18 protein-coding genes and 3 pseudogenes are annotated in these 16,480 nt (G+C 68.7%); 12 read left to right on the top strand and 9 right to left on the bottom strand.

All coding sequences use genetic code 11. The annotated features are described in order from the left end of the window. Positions 1–141 precede the first annotated feature (141 nt). Positions 142–282 carry a hypothetical protein gene (locus AC068B_RS21355; protein WP_478673221.1) on the top strand — a complete coding sequence of 47 codons (141 nt, stop codon included), beginning with the start codon at positions 142–144 and terminating at the stop codon, positions 280–282. A 38-nt stretch (positions 283–320) separates the two neighbouring features. Next, positions 321–854 (top strand): hypothetical protein, encoded by a 534-nt coding sequence (locus tag AC068B_RS21350; protein ID WP_478673220.1) that lies wholly within the window; start codon positions 321–323, stop codon positions 852–854. Here the strand turns inward: AC068B_RS21350 and AC068B_RS21345 are convergent. The 6 genes and pseudogenes from AC068B_RS21345 to AC068B_RS21320 all read right to left on the bottom strand — a co-directional run bounded on the left by AC068B_RS21345 (position 823) and on the right by AC068B_RS21320 (position 6,580). Then, positions 823–1,551 carry an SDR family oxidoreductase gene (locus tag AC068B_RS21345; RefSeq protein ID WP_478673219.1) on the bottom strand — a complete coding sequence of 243 codons (729 nt, stop codon included), beginning with the start codon at positions 1,549–1,551 and terminating at the stop codon, positions 823–825. The genes AC068B_RS21350 and AC068B_RS21345 overlap by 32 nt on opposite strands. A gap of 89 nt (positions 1,552–1,640) precedes the next feature. Continuing rightward, positions 1,641–1,970: a type II toxin-antitoxin system PemK/MazF family toxin gene (locus tag AC068B_RS21340; protein ID WP_478673218.1), complete on the bottom strand. Its 330-nt coding sequence runs from the start codon at positions 1,968–1,970 to the stop codon at positions 1,641–1,643. Between the two features lie 303 nt (positions 1,971–2,273). Beyond that, on the bottom strand, positions 2,274–3,308 hold the full coding sequence (locus AC068B_RS21335) for an NADP-dependent oxidoreductase (RefSeq protein WP_478673217.1): 1,035 nt from the start codon (positions 3,306–3,308) through the stop codon (positions 2,274–2,276). Between the two features lie 168 nt (positions 3,309–3,476). Continuing rightward, a complete protein-coding gene (locus AC068B_RS21330; RefSeq protein WP_478673216.1) occupies positions 3,477–4,373 on the bottom strand; it encodes an RNA polymerase sigma-70 factor in 897 nt (298 codons plus the stop codon). 91 nt (positions 4,374–4,464) lie between these two features. Continuing rightward, on the bottom strand, positions 4,465–5,670 hold the full coding sequence (locus AC068B_RS21325) for an NAD(P)/FAD-dependent oxidoreductase (protein ID WP_478673215.1): 1,206 nt from the start codon (positions 5,668–5,670) through the stop codon (positions 4,465–4,467). A gap of 495 nt (positions 5,671–6,165) precedes the next feature. Then, positions 6,166–6,580 (bottom strand): annotated as a pseudogene (locus AC068B_RS21320) (pyridoxamine 5'-phosphate oxidase family protein). Positions 6,581–6,603: 23 nt separating this feature from the next. On the opposite strand from AC068B_RS21320, the pseudogene AC068B_RS21315 reads away from it, so the two are divergent. Further along, a pseudogene (locus AC068B_RS21315) lies at positions 6,604–7,345 on the top strand (SDR family NAD(P)-dependent oxidoreductase). After that, entirely contained in the window at positions 7,345–7,959 is a 615-nt protein-coding gene (locus AC068B_RS21310; protein ID WP_478673214.1) for a TetR/AcrR family transcriptional regulator, read from the top strand. The pseudogene AC068B_RS21315 and the gene AC068B_RS21310 overlap by 1 nt, the downstream one beginning before the upstream one ends. A 219-nt stretch (positions 7,960–8,178) precedes the next feature. Here the strand turns inward: AC068B_RS21310 and AC068B_RS21305 are convergent, their stop codons facing one another. Then, complete coding sequence (locus AC068B_RS21305) at positions 8,179–8,934, bottom strand: SDR family NAD(P)-dependent oxidoreductase (RefSeq protein WP_478673213.1); 756 nt, start codon at positions 8,932–8,934, stop codon at positions 8,179–8,181. Positions 8,935–9,057: 123 nt separating this feature from the next. On the opposite strand from AC068B_RS21305, the gene AC068B_RS21300 reads away from it, so the two are divergent. From AC068B_RS21300 to AC068B_RS21285, 4 genes are all read left to right on the top strand, one after another. Next, positions 9,058–9,492: an Rrf2 family transcriptional regulator gene (locus AC068B_RS21300; protein WP_467193166.1), complete on the top strand. Its 435-nt coding sequence runs from the start codon at positions 9,058–9,060 to the stop codon at positions 9,490–9,492. A 161-nt stretch (positions 9,493–9,653) separates the two neighbouring features. After that, a complete protein-coding gene (locus AC068B_RS21295) occupies positions 9,654–10,109 on the top strand; it encodes an IS5 family transposase (protein WP_478673212.1) in 456 nt (151 codons plus the stop codon). Next, on the top strand, positions 10,106–10,423 hold the full coding sequence (locus tag AC068B_RS21290; RefSeq protein ID WP_478673211.1) for a hypothetical protein: 318 nt from the start codon (positions 10,106–10,108) through the stop codon (positions 10,421–10,423). The genes AC068B_RS21295 and AC068B_RS21290 overlap by 4 nt, the downstream gene beginning before the upstream one ends. Before the next feature lie 70 nt (positions 10,424–10,493). Next, positions 10,494–11,465 carry a hypothetical protein gene (locus tag AC068B_RS21285; protein WP_478673210.1) on the top strand — a complete coding sequence of 324 codons (972 nt, stop codon included), beginning with the start codon at positions 10,494–10,496 and terminating at the stop codon, positions 11,463–11,465. A gap of 75 nt (positions 11,466–11,540) precedes the next feature. On the opposite strand, the gene AC068B_RS21280 is transcribed toward AC068B_RS21285, so the two are convergent. After that, on the bottom strand, positions 11,541–12,152 hold the full coding sequence (locus tag AC068B_RS21280; RefSeq protein ID WP_478673209.1) for a hypothetical protein: 612 nt from the start codon (positions 12,150–12,152) through the stop codon (positions 11,541–11,543). After that, positions 12,149–12,613 carry a hypothetical protein gene (locus tag AC068B_RS21275; protein WP_478673208.1) on the bottom strand — a complete coding sequence of 155 codons (465 nt, stop codon included), beginning with the start codon at positions 12,611–12,613 and terminating at the stop codon, positions 12,149–12,151. Before AC068B_RS21275 ends, AC068B_RS21280 begins: the two co-directional genes overlap by 4 nt. A 431-nt stretch (positions 12,614–13,044) precedes the next feature. Between AC068B_RS21275 and AC068B_RS21270 the strand changes: the two are divergent. The 4 genes and pseudogenes from AC068B_RS21270 to AC068B_RS21255 all read left to right on the top strand — a co-directional run. After that, positions 13,045–13,224, top strand: a pseudogene (locus tag AC068B_RS21270) (helix-turn-helix domain-containing protein); the annotation flags it as partial. A 568-nt stretch (positions 13,225–13,792) separates the two neighbouring features. Further along, positions 13,793–14,971: a cytochrome P450 gene (locus AC068B_RS21265; protein WP_478673207.1), complete on the top strand. Its 1,179-nt coding sequence runs from the start codon at positions 13,793–13,795 to the stop codon at positions 14,969–14,971. 5 nt (positions 14,972–14,976) lie between these two features. Further along, the gene (locus AC068B_RS21260) at positions 14,977–15,069 is read left to right on the top strand and encodes a hyalucidin A family RiPP precursor (protein ID WP_478673206.1); all 93 of its coding nucleotides are present in this window, start codon (positions 14,977–14,979) and stop codon (positions 15,067–15,069) included. Positions 15,070–15,132: 63 nt separating this feature from the next. After that, positions 15,133–16,359: a cytochrome P450 gene (locus tag AC068B_RS21255; protein WP_478673205.1), complete on the top strand. Its 1,227-nt coding sequence runs from the start codon at positions 15,133–15,135 to the stop codon at positions 16,357–16,359. Positions 16,360–16,480: the final 121 nt, after the last annotated feature.

Raw genomic sequence — 16,480 nt, 5'->3', positions numbered from 1 at the left:
CGCGACCGCGCACACCGCGCAATGCACCCGAACGGCCCTCGCGCTCCTGCCGTCAGTTGGTGTGCCGGTTGTACTGAGAGGGGCGGCGCCACCGAGTGGACCGGCCCTTGCCTCCGCACACCTTCGAGCGAGGCGGGCACGATGACAGCCGACACAGGAGCCGAGGCAGCCGACCGGATACCCGTCGGCACTCAGCCGCCCCTTTCTGCCGACGCGCTGGTGGAGGCCTCGACCTTTCTGCGGATGCCGCGCTGGCGGCCCGCAGAGCCGGAGCGGAACTGACCGCGGCCTGCTCCAGCTGGAGGCTCGGAATGCAGGCCGTGCGCCGACCTCTGTGGGGGCTCGGCGCGGCCCTGGCCGCGGGGCGTGCCGTGACGAACTCCGCGGGCCTCGGGTTCGCCGTCAACGGCGGCCCGGTCGGCGAGGTCGTCCGTTCCATGGGTACGGTCACGCGTCGCAGAGCGGCCTCCGTGACGATGGCGGTCGACGCGTTCGCCCTGCGCATCGAGGCGGCCGCCGCCGAGCATCCCAACTTGGCCACGCCAGCCGCCAGACGGCTCACCGACGCGGCCGTGGCCGGCCGCAGGACGGCGGTGCTGCGTGCGGTCAGGGAGCCGGTGCAGGTGCACGGCATCACGCGCACCCTCACCACGATCAGTCCCGTGGTCACGGAACTGCTCGCGCTCCTCGCGCTCTTGGACGAGAACCCGACCAACGACAGCTTCGCGTGGGTGACGCTCGCCGGAGGCGTGCCCACCACCGAACCGGCGCTGGGACTGGGCCCGCCCGGCGCCCGAGCCACTGGCTACCCTGGGCGGGCGCCTACATCTGCTCGAAGTGAAAGGACCGGATGAAGCAGTCTCGCGGCTGGCCGATCGCGAACAGGACGCAGTCGAGCACGGATTGGGCGGTCAGTGGGCCGTCTGCGGTCCGGGAAGCGTGATCCCAGGTGGAGTGGAGCGGGTCACCGTCCGTGAAGTCCGGCGGATAGAGCGAGATGACACGGATACCCTCGGGTCGGAGCCGGTGGGAGAGGATGTCGGCGAAGCCGGCCTGGGCGGCCTTGGCCGCGTAGAACGCGGGGTGTGCCTGGGAGCGGTGGTCTCGGGCCTCTGCGGCGGAGGAGATCACGTTGACCACGTCCGCACCGACAGAGGCGCGCAGCAGCGGCAGGAAGTGTTTGACCGTCAGCAGTGTGCCGGTGGCTCCGGAGGCGATGGTGTCGGTGATCGCGTCGTCGTCGGCGTCCCACAGATCGGGGCCTTCCAGGTAGCGGGCACCATTGTTGATCAGCACATCCACGCGGTCGGCGTGGGCGGCAATCCCCTCCGTGAAGGCCCGGGTGGAGGCCGGGTCGGCCAGATCGCAGGCGAACGCGGCGACTCTCGCGCCGCTGTCGGTCGCCACCTCATCGGCCACCCTCTGTGCCGCAGCCAGAGCACGTGCGGACACGAACACGCGCGCACCCAGCCGACCAGCCAGTAGGGCCAACGCTCGCCCGAACCCACGCCCGGCCCCGGTAACTACCACTGTGCGCCCAGTCAGATCCACAAACACACACCTCCTTCTACATAGGGTCTGTCTCTTCGAGCACGATCGGAGCCAAACGAGGAGTGCGTTGGCGGTCACGGTGCAAGCTCCTACTCAAGTCCACCAAGGTGGAGGAGTTCTTCAAGATCACCAAGCTTCGCGGACGACAGTACTCCCGCCTGCTCGACCAGATCCTTCCGAGTCAAGGTGACCAGCCACGTGCAAGGAATGAGGCCGGGGCGGGGGAACGCGACTCGCAGGACGCCTTCAACAGGTAGTCCTTCGGAGGCACCTACTGCCAGCTCAGCGGCCACCCCGCCGATCTCGGTGCCAGCGGGAGCGACGACCTGCATCGCCCGGAACTCGGACGCTTCCTCCGACAGCAGTACGACCGGCCGCCGCTCGTCGACATCCGCCCACCAGACTTCGCCACGTTGCACAGGTCCTCCTGACATAGAGCGGCGGGCGTACTCTGCGGTGCGCCCCGGTTCGAACACGTCATCGTCGGCCCCATCCGTGTGGGCTCCGGCCGATCATGAGCAGAGCCAGATAACGCCAGCGGCGGCGGTGACAGTGCCGAGGTAGACGTATCCGCGCTTGTCACAGCGGGTGGCCACGGCTCTGAACTGCTTCAGTTTTCCGATGGCTCGCTCCACTGAGCATGTCTGGGCAGGATACGAGCTTCACCCGGCCGTTTCAGAGGGTGCCATCACGTCACCGGGTCGGCGCCAGCGTCGCTCGGGTCAGGGGGCCAGGACGGTCTTGCCGGCCAGCTCTCCGACGGCAGCCGGGGCGCGGACCGCGGCCGGGTCGGCACGCAGCCGCTCGGCCAGGTCTCCGCCCTCGGCCCGGGCGGCCAACTCTGCGATCCGGGCGAACCGGCCGGCGGCACGGGCGTGGACCGTGGCCAGGTCGGCCAGTGGCAGCCGCTCGGCCACCTCGATCGCCAGCTCTCCGGCATCGACGCGGGCGACCAGGTCAGCGAGCTGGGCGGCGTCGCTGCGCCCGAACACGTGCACCGCGCGCACCCCGCGCCCGGCATTCTGCGGGCCGGGAGTGGTGACACTGACGAAGCTTCCACCGTCGGCGACCAGGTCCACCAACTGCGCGTTCTCCTCGGGGTCGGCGGGAGCCAGCTGCAGCACCACGTCGAACTGCCGCCCGCCAAGCGCCCGCACAACGGGGGTCACGGCATAGTCGACGATCCGGTCAGCGCCATAGGAGCGGACACGGTCGCGGCTGCGCGCACCGGCAGTCGCGGTCACGATGGCACCAGCCTGCGCGGCAAGCTGGACGGCGTACCCGCCCACTGCGCTGCCCGCGCCGTTGATCAGGATGCTCTGCCCAGACTTGAGGTCGGCGTGTTCGAACAGGGCCTGCCATGCCGTCAGCCCGACGAGGGGCAGGGCCGCGGCGTCGGCCGGCTCGACGGTGCGGGGAGCGGTGGCCAGCGCCTCGGCGGACACGGCGACGTATTCGGCGGCCGCGCCGGGCGCGTCCGCCGGCAGCAGCGCGACCACCGCGTCCCCCACGCTCCAGTCGGACACGCCCTCGCCGACCTCGGTGATGACTCCGGCCAGGTCGAGGCCGGGAACGTGCGGGAAGGTCAGGGGGAGCATGTCCTGTCGCAATCCCGCCCGGAGGCCGGAGTCCGCGTCGTTGTACGAGGTGCCGGCCACCTGCACCACTACTTGGCCCACACCTGGCACCGGCCGGTCTGCCTCCTCGTAGACGAGGACATCGCTGCCGCCGTAGGAGTGGTAACGCACTGCCTTCATGATTTCTCCCGTTCGCTCGCTTGCATGGCTCATCGGTTATCCCCCTGGCGGGTCAGCTGGTGAAGGACTCGTGGCCGAAGCGGCCCCGCGCCACGAAGGCGGCCGGGGCGAGGCAGGCCAGGTTGGGGCTTGGAAAGTTTGACGTCCGCGGTCGGGGACCGTTGGTGTTCAGCGCAGGGTGAGCGGGGTCGCGGATGCGAGGTGGGACAGCTTCTCGGGGTTGCGGACGTAGTAGAGGCCGGTGATGCGGGCGTCCTGGACACTGAGCGCCATGACGCCGTCGAGCTCGCCGTCCATGCGGACGAGGAGTGCCGGGTTGCCGTTGACCACGGTCGGTACGTAGGTGAGCGTGTCTTCGAACTTTCCGATGCCGCCGGCGAACATCCGGGCCACCTGCTCGGCGCCGGTGACCGGCCGTAGCGCGGCGTGTTTGATGCCGCCGCCGTCGCTCATCAGGACGACCTCAGGGGCGAGGACCTCAAGGAGGGCCTGCGAGTCCCCGCTTTCGACCGCGCGGTGGAACGATTCCAGGACCGCCTGGCCCTCGTTCGAGGAGACCACCCGGCGGGGGCGGCGGGCTTCGACATGCCGGCGGGCGCGGTGGGCGATCTGGCGGACGGCCGCGGGGCTCTTGTCGACGGCCTCGGCGATCTCGTCGTAGCCGATGTCGAAGACCTCGCGCAGCACGAAGACGGCACGCTCGGTCGGTGACAGCGTCTCGAGGACGAGCATGAGCGCCATCGACACGCTCTCAGCGAGCTCGATGTCCTGGGCCACGTCCGGCGCGGTGAGCAGCGGTTCGGGTAGCCAGGAGCCGACGTACACCTCCCGCTGGCGCTTGATGGTGCGCAGCCGGTTGAGCGCCTGGCGGGTGGTGACCCGGACGAGGAAGGCGCGCTGGTCGCGTACCTGGCCCTGGTCGGCCTTGACCCATTGCAGCCAGGTCTCCTGGAGGACGTCCTCGGCGTCGGCCGCCGAGCCGAGTACCTCGTAGGCGACGGTGAAGAGCAGGCTGCGGTGGGCAAGGAACACCTCGGTCGCCGGGTCGGTGGCGTCGTCGCTCATCTCTCGTCCCGTTTCCTCGTCCTTCGCGGTCGGCCGTGGGGGCCGGCCGCGTTCGCGTGCGTGCACAGCAAGATCCTCCCAACACCCCCGATCAGGCTGCCCGGACGGCTGCGGCCGGTGTCCCGGGGCGGTGGTCGCGCAGCATCTGCTTGCGCTTGGCGACGCCTCCCGGCATGCGGTGCAGCCTGAACGAACCGGGCTTGTCCGCCTCCCCGGCCAGGTGCTTGGGGATGCCCTTGCAGACCATTTCCTTGAGCCGGGCGCCCAAGCCATCGTCGATGTACAGCCGCACCGCGACGTCGGACCTGTTGGCGAACTGGTAGATGCCCGCGCTTCGCCCCAGGCTGATGCACTGGGCGTACATCGACTGGTGGAGGTTCTCCGGCTGCTCACCCGCGAGCAGGCTGAGCACCGTGTCGGCGGCCCGCGCGCCCAGCGGCGTCGCGTTCAGGCAGCTCATCCGCAGCGGCAGGCCGGAGGGTGCCGCCGAGTCCCCGGCCGCGACGATGCGCGCGTCGTCCACGCTCGTCAGCGTCTCGTCCGTGAGCAGGCGGCCCACGGCGTCGGTGCTCAGCCCGCTGCGCGCGGCCAGGTCGGGAACGCCGAAACCGACGGTCCAGACGGTGATCTCGCTCGGCAGCTCACGGCCGTCGGCGAGCCGCACGGTGTCGCGGGTCACCGCCGTCACCTTCGTGTCCGAGCCGTCGATGACCGTCACACCGAGCGCGGCCAGCCGCTTCGCCACCGAGCGCCGGCCCCGCGTGTGCAGGTACGGGCCGAGAACGCCGCCGCAGACCAACGTCACCCGGCGGCCCTGCTCCGCCAGCTCGGCGGCGGTCTCGATGCCGGTGGGACCGGCGCCGACCACCGTCACCGGGGCCGCCGCGGGCGTGGCTTCGAGGACGGCACGCAGCCGCTGTGCCTCCTCCAGGGTGGCGATCGGGTACGCGAACTCGGCGCCGGGCACGGTCGGTTCCGCGCTGCCGCTGCCCACGGCGTAGATCAGGTAGTCATAGCCGAGCGTGCCTCCAGCGGACAGCGTCACGCTGCGCTCGGCCGCGTCGATCCGCGCCACGGAATCGACCACCAGCCGGACACACCCGGCCAGGACGTCCTCGTACGCGACGACCGCGTCGTCGGACCCGCCCACCAACTGGTGCAGGCGGACGCGATGGACAAGATCCGGGCGCGGGTTGATCAGCGTCACCGTCACGTCCTCGCGCTGCGTCAGCCGGTTCGCGGCCATCACGCCCGCATATCCGCCACCGATCACGACCACGTGCGTGTTCCCAGTCATGGCGCCTCCTTCGGTTCCAGGTGTTCGGCCTTAAGTCACCGCATAGCCGGTCTCTGTGACAGGTTGTGAAGCAGATCACTTCACTGAGCTCGCCCGGAGCTGTGACCGCAGTGGCTCAACAGGATGGGTCAGGCCACGGTTTCGAGAGCGGCACGGCGACTCGGCCTGTTCTCTCCCCCAACTCGCGGCCGTCAACAAGGCCATCAGCCAGGGCGGCTATGCCCTCGTCGCGCTCGCCCTCGAGCAGTGCCCGGCCGAAGACGGCCGTGACAGCGTCGACACCAAGAAGCTGGAATGACTCACCCTCGCCTGACCACGGACGGCTGCGGTCAATCCGTCCGCCCCGGGCTCAGATGGTCGCGGTGTAGCGGCCGGTGGCTCTGTCGGGGGTGCCAGTGGCGACGATGGTTCCGCCTGCGACGCCGCCGCCCCGCCCCCATGTCGATGACCTGGTCGGCGTTGGCGACTCTCCCACCCCAGCCAGCGACATCAGTCTCAGGACGGAACGACGGCATAACTGAGGTCCTGGACCTTGAGCGAGGCGGGCCTCAAACGCAGCCACATCGTGCCTCGTTCACCCGGATTGTCATACAGATAGCCCACGAACCGCGCATCCCAGAGAGCCTCATCCACCCCCAGATAGCGGACCAGCTTGCGTCGGCCTCTCGGCACGTAGAACGGCACGAGATCAGCCCGCCCCCTCGCGATCACCTGCCGGACACGTCCGGCACGAGATCGCATTCATCCACTACGAGCGCGACGTTCGGATCGTTCTTCACCCGGTCGAACAACCGGGTCCACGGGCCCGTCAGCACCCAGAATGCACCGTCCTCCCGCAAGAACCACACCGCACGGTGGGCCCATTGGTGGCTAGGCGAGCGGTGAGCGGCTGCTGCAGGAACGTGTCCACCGCGAGACCTTTCTGGAGGAGCAGTGCATCAGCAGAAGTGGCTGATCACCGGCGTCAGCACGGGCCTTGGACGTGCCTTCGCCCAAGCCGCCCTGACCGCCGGGCACACCGTCGTCGGCACGGTCCGCTCCGAGGACGACCTGCGGGCCTTCGAAGGGCTCAAAGCCGGTACGCTCACGGCCGCATCCTGGATGTGACCGACGACGACGCCGTCTCGAGGGTGATCACGGAGGTGGAGCAGAGCGTCGGCCCTCTGGATGTGGTCGTCGCCAACGCGGGCTACGGCCTCGAGGGCACGTTCGAGGAGACGCCGCTGGCCGACGTGCGGCGGCAGTTCGAAGTCAACGTATTCGGGACAGTGGCCACGCTGCAGGCGGCCCTGCCCCACATGCGCCGGCGCCGCCGCGGACACAGGTCGCACAGTTCGGGATCCACGTGACGGCGATCGAGCCCGGGTCCTTCCGCACCGACTGGGCCGGATGGTCCATGACACGCATCGCGCGGTCCGTCGACGACTACGACGAGCTGTTCACCCCCATCCGTGAAGCGCGGCAGGAGGCCAGCGGGAACCAGCTGGGCAATCCGGCCAAGGCCGGGGACGCCGTCGCGCACATCGCGTCGGTCGACCAGCCGCCGGCCCACCTCATTCTGGGCTCGGACGCGCTGCGACTGGTCACCGCCGCGCGCACGGCCGTGGACGAGGACATCCGCGCGTGGGAGACGCTCTCCCGTACCACCGACTTCGCCGAGGGCGCTCAGCTCTGATGCCCGGCCACCACCGCGCGCGGAACCGACGCGCCACCGAACGCAAGGGTGACGTCCGGGAGCGGGCCATCCTCGACACCTGCGAAGCTCTGCTGGCGCAACAGGGCTATGACGCCATGACCGTTGGCGACATCGCGCAGGGCGCCGGCATCACCCGTGGTGCCCTGTACTTCTACTTCGGCTCCAAGCAAGAAGTGGTCACGGTGCTCGTGGCCCGGACCGTTGAGCACCTGTGGGAACGGTCCCGGGCCACCGCGCAGACCGACGAGCCACGCCAGGCCATCGCAGCAGCGATGCGACGCACGGTCGAGCTGTGGAACGAACACGGTCTGGTCATGCGCACGGCGATCGACCTGTCGTTGACCGTGCCGGAGATCGGCGAGTTGTGGAGCCACACAGCTGACTTGTTCATCACGGCCATCGCCGCCGTCCTAGAACGAGCCGGTGTTGAGGCCGGCACCGAACCAAAGCAAGCGTCGGCCAGGGCACGCGCCCTGTGCTGGATGATCGAGCGGACTTTCTACCACGCCTCACAAGGCTCCCGCGAGGAGTTGCAAAAGGCATCTTCAACCTGCGAACACATCTGGCTGATCAGCGCCGGCCTCATCACCTGATGCATCTCGTGTGGACGGTGAGGCGCGAAACCGAACCCCGTGTCCGAGGCCCACCGTCCAGGCACTCCGCCAGCGGAAATCCCGCGAGGCATAGCCCTATGAGCTGGTAACACGATCACGATCCGGGCTTCTTGAGGCGTGTCCACGCATGCGCGGGTCGTTGGCGGTGCGCGCCCCGAAGACGCGATGTCCTTCGGGGCGCGCGGCAGGGGTTCGGGTTCAGGCGTTGTAGCCGCCGTGGGCGTCCAGCACCGCGCCCGTGACGTACGACGCGGCGGGGCTCGCCAGGAAGGAGATCGCCGCGGCGATTTCGTCGGGGTGCCCCATGCGTTGCAGGGACAGCGAGCTGAGCAGCGCCTTGAGGGTGTTGGGGTCCGGCGGTTGCATGCCGCTGTCCATCAGCCCGGCTTCCACGACGTTGGCCGTGATGTCGCGGGGCCCGAGATCCCGTGCGACCCCCATGGTGTACCTCTCGATGCCCGACTTGGTCGCCGAGTAGTCGGCAACGCCCGGGACGCCGACCCGGGAGCCCAGTCCGGAACTCACCGTGATGATGCGGCCGCCCGTCCGCAGCACTCGGGAGGCGGCCCGGATGACGGAGATCACGCCGAGGTAGTTGGTGGCGTGCATCCGGTCCAGTGCGGCGGTGTCGGCCTCCGGGTCGTCCACCGTGCGGCCCTGCTCCACCGAGATCGCCGCGTTGTTGACGAGGATGTCCAGGCCGCCGAAGTGCGCGACCACGTCGTCGATCAGCGCCGACGCCCGGCTCGTGTCCGCCTGGTCGGACTTGAAGGCGACGGCCTTGGCTCCCTTGCCGCGCACCTCGTCGACGACGGCCTGCGCCTGCTTCTCGGAGCTGACGTAGGTGAAGGCGACGTCGGCGCCCTGCTCGGCCAGCAGCCGTACGGTCGCGGCTCCCAGTCCGCGTGATCCCCCGGTGACCAGGGCGACCTTGCCCGTGAATGGCTTGCTCATTCTTCTCACCTCGTTGATTGACCCTTCCCGACAGTCGCAACATTAATTGTTACGACAGTCTGCTGCAACCTTCACTGTTACGACTGCCGTAACATGAAGCGTTGTGGCCGAGAGGAGGAGCCCATGAGCGCCAACAGCAGGCTGACCATCGCCGCCCACGCGCTGGCCTGGATCGGCCTCTACCAGCGTCAGGGCCATGAGGTCGCCACCTCCGAGCAGATCGCGACCAGCGCGAACACCAACCCCGTGGTGATCAGGCGACTGCTCGGCGAGCTGCGCAGGGCCGGGCTCGTGGAGTCCCGGCGGGGAGTGGGCGCGGGCTGGTCGCTGGCACGCGAGCTGGAGTCGATGACCCTCCTCGACGTGTACGAGGCAGTGGAACCCGGCCCGCTGTTCGCAATGCACCGCACCACCCCGGACCAGGGATGCGTGGTGGGTCACGGCATCCAGCCGGCAATGCAGAGCATCTACGAGGGCATCGAGGAGACCGTGAGACACGAGCTGGCCCGCGTCACGCTCGCGGACGTACTCCGGGACGTACTCGCGGCACCTCGTTAGCCTCTCCGTTACGCCCTGACATCACCAAGATCCCCATCTATGCCCAGGACAGCGAACAGCCTGGCAACCAGTCACGCCGAAGACCGTTGCAGTACTAGGTCGTTTCTGATTGCTCTTGCTGGGGTGGGTGGACCATGCTCGGGGACGGGCAGGCGTCGGGCATGGTGCGACGACATGAGCTGACGGACGCGCAGTGGGAGAAGATCGCGCCGTTGCTGTCGGCCAACGGCAGGCCCGGCGGGCAGTGGTCCGATCACCGGACAGTGGTCAACGGGGTGCTGTTCCGGGCCCGGACCGGGGTGCCCTGGCCGGACCTGCCCGAGCGGTACGGACCCTGGCAGACCGTCTATGAGCGGCACCGGCGCTGGTCGGCGGACGGCACGTGGCAGCGGATCCTGGCGAGGCTGCAGATCGAGGCCGATGCGGGCGATCCCGACGGTGCCCTGGCCGAGGAGCTGGAGCGGAAGTGGGCGGTCAACATCGACTCCACCTCCTGCCGGGCACATCAGCACGCGGCCGGGGCCCGGCACCGGCCGCGTGACTTCCCGGAAAAGGAGGCGGGGCGCGTGTGGAGGCCGATGGGCGGGAGGCGTTGGGGCGCTCGCGGGGCGGATTGACCACCAAGGTCCGACTCCTGGCCGACGACCGGGCCCGCCCGCTGACCTGGCTCACCTCGCCGGGCCAGCGGGGCGACAACCCCATGCTCATCCCCGTACTGGCCGGGCTGCGGATCCAGCGGCGCGGGCCCGGACGCCCACGCACCCGGCCCGACCGGCTGCGTGGCGACAAGGCCTGCTCCAGCCGCGACACACGGGCCTACCTGCACGGACGGCACATCAAGGTGACCATCGCCCAGCCCGATGACCAGCGGGACAACCACCGTGTCCCGCGGTACGTGGCGGCGCCTGGAGGCGGCCAATCCGGCCGATGAGGTCTTGTCCCTGCCCGGGGGCCGGCACTCGCACGGCTTGGCCCGCCTCGCGGTCCACGCGGCGGTCCGCGTGTCCTACGACGCCTCGCTGGAGGCGATCTGTCGTCGGTGCGGTCCGGTGCTCGGCAAGCGTCGGCTCGCCGGTCTGCTTGTCGAGGGCGCCAAGGACATCGACGCTTCCTCTGACACGAGAGTCGTCGAGCCGTGCACCGCCTCCACGGGGTTGGTGCTGTCCGTCGACGGCAAGGGGATCGTCATGAGGCCCGAGGCCCTACGAGAGGCCGCCCGGGAGGCTGCCGTGAAACGGCAGCACACTTTCCGCACCCGCCTGGCCGCCGGAGAGAAGAGTGCCCAAAAGCGCATGGCCACCCTCGGTGCGGTCTATGACGCCGAACCGGTACCCCGCCGCCCGCATGATGTGATCGCTCCGCCTGGTGGCCGCGGGGGCGACTACGTTCCGCGGCCCGGCCCCATCGCCCGGCCCAAGTGGCTGTGCGCGTCGGTTGTCCACGACGCCGAGCACGTCGTTGGGCAGGTCTTCGACCACGCCGAAGCCCGCGACCCAGGCCATCGCCGCTGCTGGGTCGTCCTCGTGGACGGCGCCCGCCACCAGCTCGACCTGGTCCTGGCCGAGGCCCGCCTCCGTGGCGTCGACGTGCACATCGTCATCGGCATCGTCCACGTGCTCGAATATTCATGGACGGCGAGCTGGTGCTTTCCTCACACGGGCGAGAAGGTCGCCGAGGACTGGGTCGCCGCCCACGTGCTCGCCGTCCTGAACGGTGACGCTCTCTACGTCGCCAATGCCATCCAAGCCCAGTTCAGCCAGGCCGAGTTCCTGCGCTACCACCAGGCCCTTGAGGCCGACCGCCTCGACATTGGCGGCGCCCGCTGGGGCCTCGACGGCGCCGAAGCCGTCCTGAAGCTCCGGGCCATCGCGGCCAATGGTGATCTTGACGCTTACTGGAAAGACCATCTCGTCCGGGAATATCAACGTCTCTGTCCAGCCTGTGACCAGGAACAGTACGTTCTCACCGCTTGACCCCGATCTCATGGGGAAGGAGCCGCTCTCTTCCGCGACAGGCGTCCCAAGTCGGTGATCCGAAGTCCGGTAGGTCTACCAGTCGGTCAGGTCCACGAGGAGATCGCAGTGGGGGTCGTCCGGGGACGGCTGGCGGCGCTTCTCTTCCTCGATGAGGGAGGGGAGTGAAGAGATCAGCGCAGTGGGTGTGTCGGTCAAGTGGATGTCGGCGCCGATGATGCCGACGCCGCCTGGATGCTGGACGTACAAGCGCATCAGGCCGTCGCCCTGCATCAAGAAGCCGACCAGGAAGGGGTTCTCGTCGTCGTCGGAGTCGGACAGGGCCCTCAGGACGGTGAGCGCCTGGCCCTGTTCGGGCTCTGGGTCACGGATGAGGTCTTCTGGCCGGAGGCGGATGAGGGTCATCCCCATGGCCTCGCTGATGTCGTCGCTGCTGTAGAGCTGGGTCCCGACCAGGACGGTGCGCAGGATCCCGGGGATGTGGGCGGGAGCCACCGTGGCGTGGGGGATCTCGTAGAGGAAGGTGTCCGCGCCTTCGCCGTCCCCGGCGCGGATGGCGATCCGGATGGCACCAGGGGCGGGCAAGACGCCGCGCAGGCGGCAGCCTTCGGCGATGGGCGCGTTCAGGTAGTACAGGAGCAAGCGGCTGATGGCTGCCTGCTCCTGGCGGTCTTCGGTATGGGTCACTGGTTCATCCATGCGGGGCACTTGTTGTGGGGCTGGTTGGCACAGAAGGCGTTGACGACACCGACCTTCTGCCCCCGGCCGGCATCGTACTTCCTGTCCTTGGTGTAGCGGGAGTACTGGACGATGACGGTGAAGCGGACCTGCTGGGGCCTGGGGCCGGTCTTGATGGCAACGCCCTTGTACTCCAGGCGACCGTGGTGGTCGTTGTGGTCGACGTTGCCATGGATGGCGGCGGTGAGGATCTTGCAGACGCGGATGTTGTGGCGATGAGTGAAGTGGTTCCACCCGAGGTGGGAGTTACCTACTCGGGTGACGATGTGGCGTCCATCGGGGTCGGTGGCCTTGCAGTGGACATGCTTGTTCCAGTCTGCGCTCGACGCGGCCTGGGCGGTGTTCACGGTGCCGGACAGCAGGGTCGCCGTGGTCAGGGCTGTAGCTGCGACCGCAGTGATCTTCTTCATGTCCTGATCATGACAGGCGATCGATGCCGTGCACATTGTCTTTTAGGGATCCCGCGCAAGATACCGGCCTGACGGTAGTCCGTCCGGTCAAGGATTGGGCGGGTAGGCGGATTTCGGCTACTGCTGGAGAGGGCCGGTGATGACCAGGGCCAAGCCGCCTCCGGCCGCCGCTTCACGCTGCTCCCACTCCTCAACCCACGAGGCCACCACGACCGCCCCCTCGCTTCCTGCCCGAAACGGTAGAAGTGTCCAGCCCTCGCCACCAGCCCACCGACAAGCCCAGCTCAGTCAGCCCTCGGCTGAAGGACGACTACCTGAGGGTGCTGGGTCCCGACCACTCTGGCCATCCGTCCCAACCTCGCCCGGTGGCAGGAGAAGCAGTCGCCTGAGAGCAGTGGCTAGATGTGCTGTTCGGGCACGTTGCCGGCAGGATGCGCCTGGCCTGGTGCATCGTGGAGGACGGCTGGCCGCTGCGGCGGGCCGCCGAACGGTTCCAGGTCAGTGACACCACCGCCAAACGCTGGGCCGACCGTTGCCGCCTCCAAGGATGGAGGGGCATGTACCACCGCTCCAGCGGATCGCGGTCCGCAGCCACATCGCCGCCTCGAACTACGCACCAAGATCCGGACCAGGCGCGGACCAACTCAGCCTGTCACCAGACGGTTCCGCCCCTTGACGCAGGTCAGAAGCAAGGTCAGGCGTGTACCACCAGCAGACGAAGAACCTTCTGGTGTCGTACTCGGCGAAGAAGCTCGGCTTCTTCTAGAGGTACGCGAAAAGGCGCCTGACCTCTCCCGGGCGCAGTCCACGAAGAACGCCGCCAGCAGGTCGCCGCCGCGGCGGGGCAGGCTCATCGCCACCGAGGGGTTGCAGGCGGCGGCGGTAGCCAAGACGGCCACTGAAGCCAGGTGGGTACACGGCCACCCCAGAATCGATCGCCGTCGGCGACACCAACTGGGTACTTGTGTCGCTCAGCTCGTCCACCCGCCTGGCCTGCCCTTCCGGTGAGTACCTCACTTACGGCCGTCGTCATATGACGGACGACTTCACAGGACGCCCCCTGCGGAGGAGGCTGTCTGTTGTGCGGTCCGGTGTCTTCGGGGTGTGAACGGCCCCGTGAGCCGGGCTCGGCCAACCGTCTCGGCGGACCGGGCCACCAGCTCCATCGAGGGGGATGCCATGGCCTGGTCGGCCGACGGCAAAGCGGCTCGACGGCACCGCAGCGCAACCGCCTATCAGCACGATCCACTGCAATTCCTGGCGGCAGAGTTCGAAGGAACCCAGGATGTGTGGCGCTCGGCGTCTGGCCGACTCTGCGTCGCCAGCCCGCAGGTGGCCCGTGACGTGCTGGGCAATCGGCAGGGCGCTTTCAAGGAGACGTCCGACTTCTACCACACCCGTTCCGGGGTCTTCGGCCCCAGAACAGCCCAAGTCGAAATCGGGCGTGCGGCACGTGATCTGATACGCCGCCACCTGGATGCCCGCCGTGCGGACCTGCCCCGCCTCGTCGGCACGCGGCTCACACCCACCAGCACCTGGCCGGATGCGGGCAACCTGCTCATCCGCGAGCACCTGCAGGACGTACTCCTGCGCCCGGACGCTCCCGCAGAACTCCACGCAGTGGTCGACGGCATCATTGCCCGCGCAGTGCTGGCCGGCGCGCGAGAGCGCCATGCGGCCCTGTCCCGGCTGCGATTCCGCCGCAGGGCCATGCGCCTTCTGATCCGGAACATCCAGGCACGCCGCGGCGCCGGACTCCTCGAACCCCACGACCTGCTGGACGTCGCCGTCATCGGCGCCGGGCTGTCGGCGGACCCCGGCCAGGTGGCCGAGGTCTACCTGTCGTTCTTGTTCGCCACGGTCGGCTCGATCGGCTTCGCCCTCGGCTGGTCGGTCTATCTCACCGGCACGCACCCGTCCACCACCGGCGACGAACCAGCCTGGATCGTCCGGGAGGCGCTGCGACTGTGGCCGGTGGCCTGGCTGTTCGCCCGCACGCCGAACCGCACACACGAGCTGGCCGGCGTCACGCATGGCCCGCACGACGAGGTGAACGTGTGCCTGTATCTCGTACACCGCCATCCTCAGCACTGGGAGCACCCAAACGAGTTCATGCCGTGTCGCTGGGCGGCGCCTCCACACGAACCGGCCTACATGCCGTTCGGGTTCGGCCCGCACACCTGCGCCGGGGCGACCGTGACGATGACGCTCCTGGAGGACCTGATCCGCGTCATCAACCGCGACTGGCAACTCTCGATCAGCGCGAGCGGCGGCGGCCCCCAGGTGGGGCCCGCGCTGGCTCCGCCTCGTTTCACCGCGGAGCTGCACCAGCGAGCCGTCGACCAAGAGAGGAGGTGAATGACATGAGGAAGCTCATGCACACGGCCAAATCGGTCCTCAACATCCGGTCCGGTTACGGCGGGCTCCACTTCTGGTACCTCTACCACCACATCTGATCGGAATCGGTGTGGGCAGTGCCCGACCAACGGCTGCCCACACCGGCCGTGAGAGGCAGTGCCATGACCACACCGCACCACGGCGAGGACTTCCTGCACGGTCTGCGGCTGCGCAGCGTGGCCGAGGGCGGCATCTTCTGGCTGGACGACGGTCAGCTCGCCGTCTTCGAACCGGCCGCGGCACGCCTGGTGAGCCGTGCGAACTGGAACGGCCTGGTCATGACCGACCGGCTCGTCGACATGATCCGGCACCGCCACAGCACAGAGGTCCCGTGGACCCGCATACGCACCGCCTGGCTCACCCAACTGCACACGCTCACCACCAGCGAGCACACCGCCGAAATGATCACACGGATGGAACGGATCATCGACGCCCGGCTCGGCAAGGACATCGACCTCGTCCTGCTCGCTCAGGACATCGCCGTGCAGTCCATCCTGCCGGTCGCGTTGTCCGGCCTCACCGCCCGCGAATCAGCCCGCATCACACAGGACTTGCATCAGAAACTGTTACGTCTGATCGACCGCCACCCCGGTCGCGGACTGCGGCATCACGCACGCTTCGTCACCGTTCAGATCCGGGCCGGCCTCGTCGTACGAAAGGTCCTGCGCGGCCGAGCCTCGGGCCGCCGTGCCCGCGAACTGGACCTCACCGACCCCATCGTCGACATGCTCCCCGAACTCGGCATGGACCGTGCGCTCGACGTCGTCACCACCGTGCTCACCGCGATCGGCGGACCGCCCGGCTCCGCGGCCGCGAGCGTGCTCTACGAATTCGTGCGCAACCCGCAGTGGGCACAGCGGCTCACCCTCGAACTCGAGAGCGTGGACCCGGTCGAGTTCTGCGCCGCACCGAGCAAGGCGGCACCGGTCACCCATCGGTTCGTCAAGGAAGTCCTGCGCATGTGGAGCCCCCCGCTCCTGCTGGTGCGGCGTGCCCGGGTCTCCTCCGACCTCGGCGCCGCCCGGCTGGAGAAGGGGCAGAGCTACCTGGTCAGCCCGCACATGATCCACCGCGACCACCGGTTCTGGCAGCAGGCCGACACCTTCGACCCCGATCGCTTCCTGCCCGGCGCGCCGCACGGTCCGCCCGATCGGACGTGCTACGTACCGTTCGGCTGGGCACCGAAGAAGTGCATCGGCGCAGACATCGCCACCTCCCAACTGATGGCACTCTGCTACCTGATGTGCACCCGCTACCACCTCACCGTCCCGAACGCCGACACCATCACCATGGCCTGCCGGTTCGCCCCGGTACCGCAGCACTTCCGAGGCCACCTCATCCGAGCATGACCGCGGCACGCCAGGCCGTCCGCCAACAGCGGTGAACACGCGGTTGCCTGGAGGCCCCGGCCGGTGAGGCCTTCCGGTTCCTCTGACTCCTCGCGCGGCTGAAAGTGGGACGCTGACCGTG

It is taken from the genome of Streptomyces sp. NPDC042371 (genome assembly GCF_056437465.1).
This window is presented reverse-complemented; position numbering and strand designations above follow the sequence as displayed.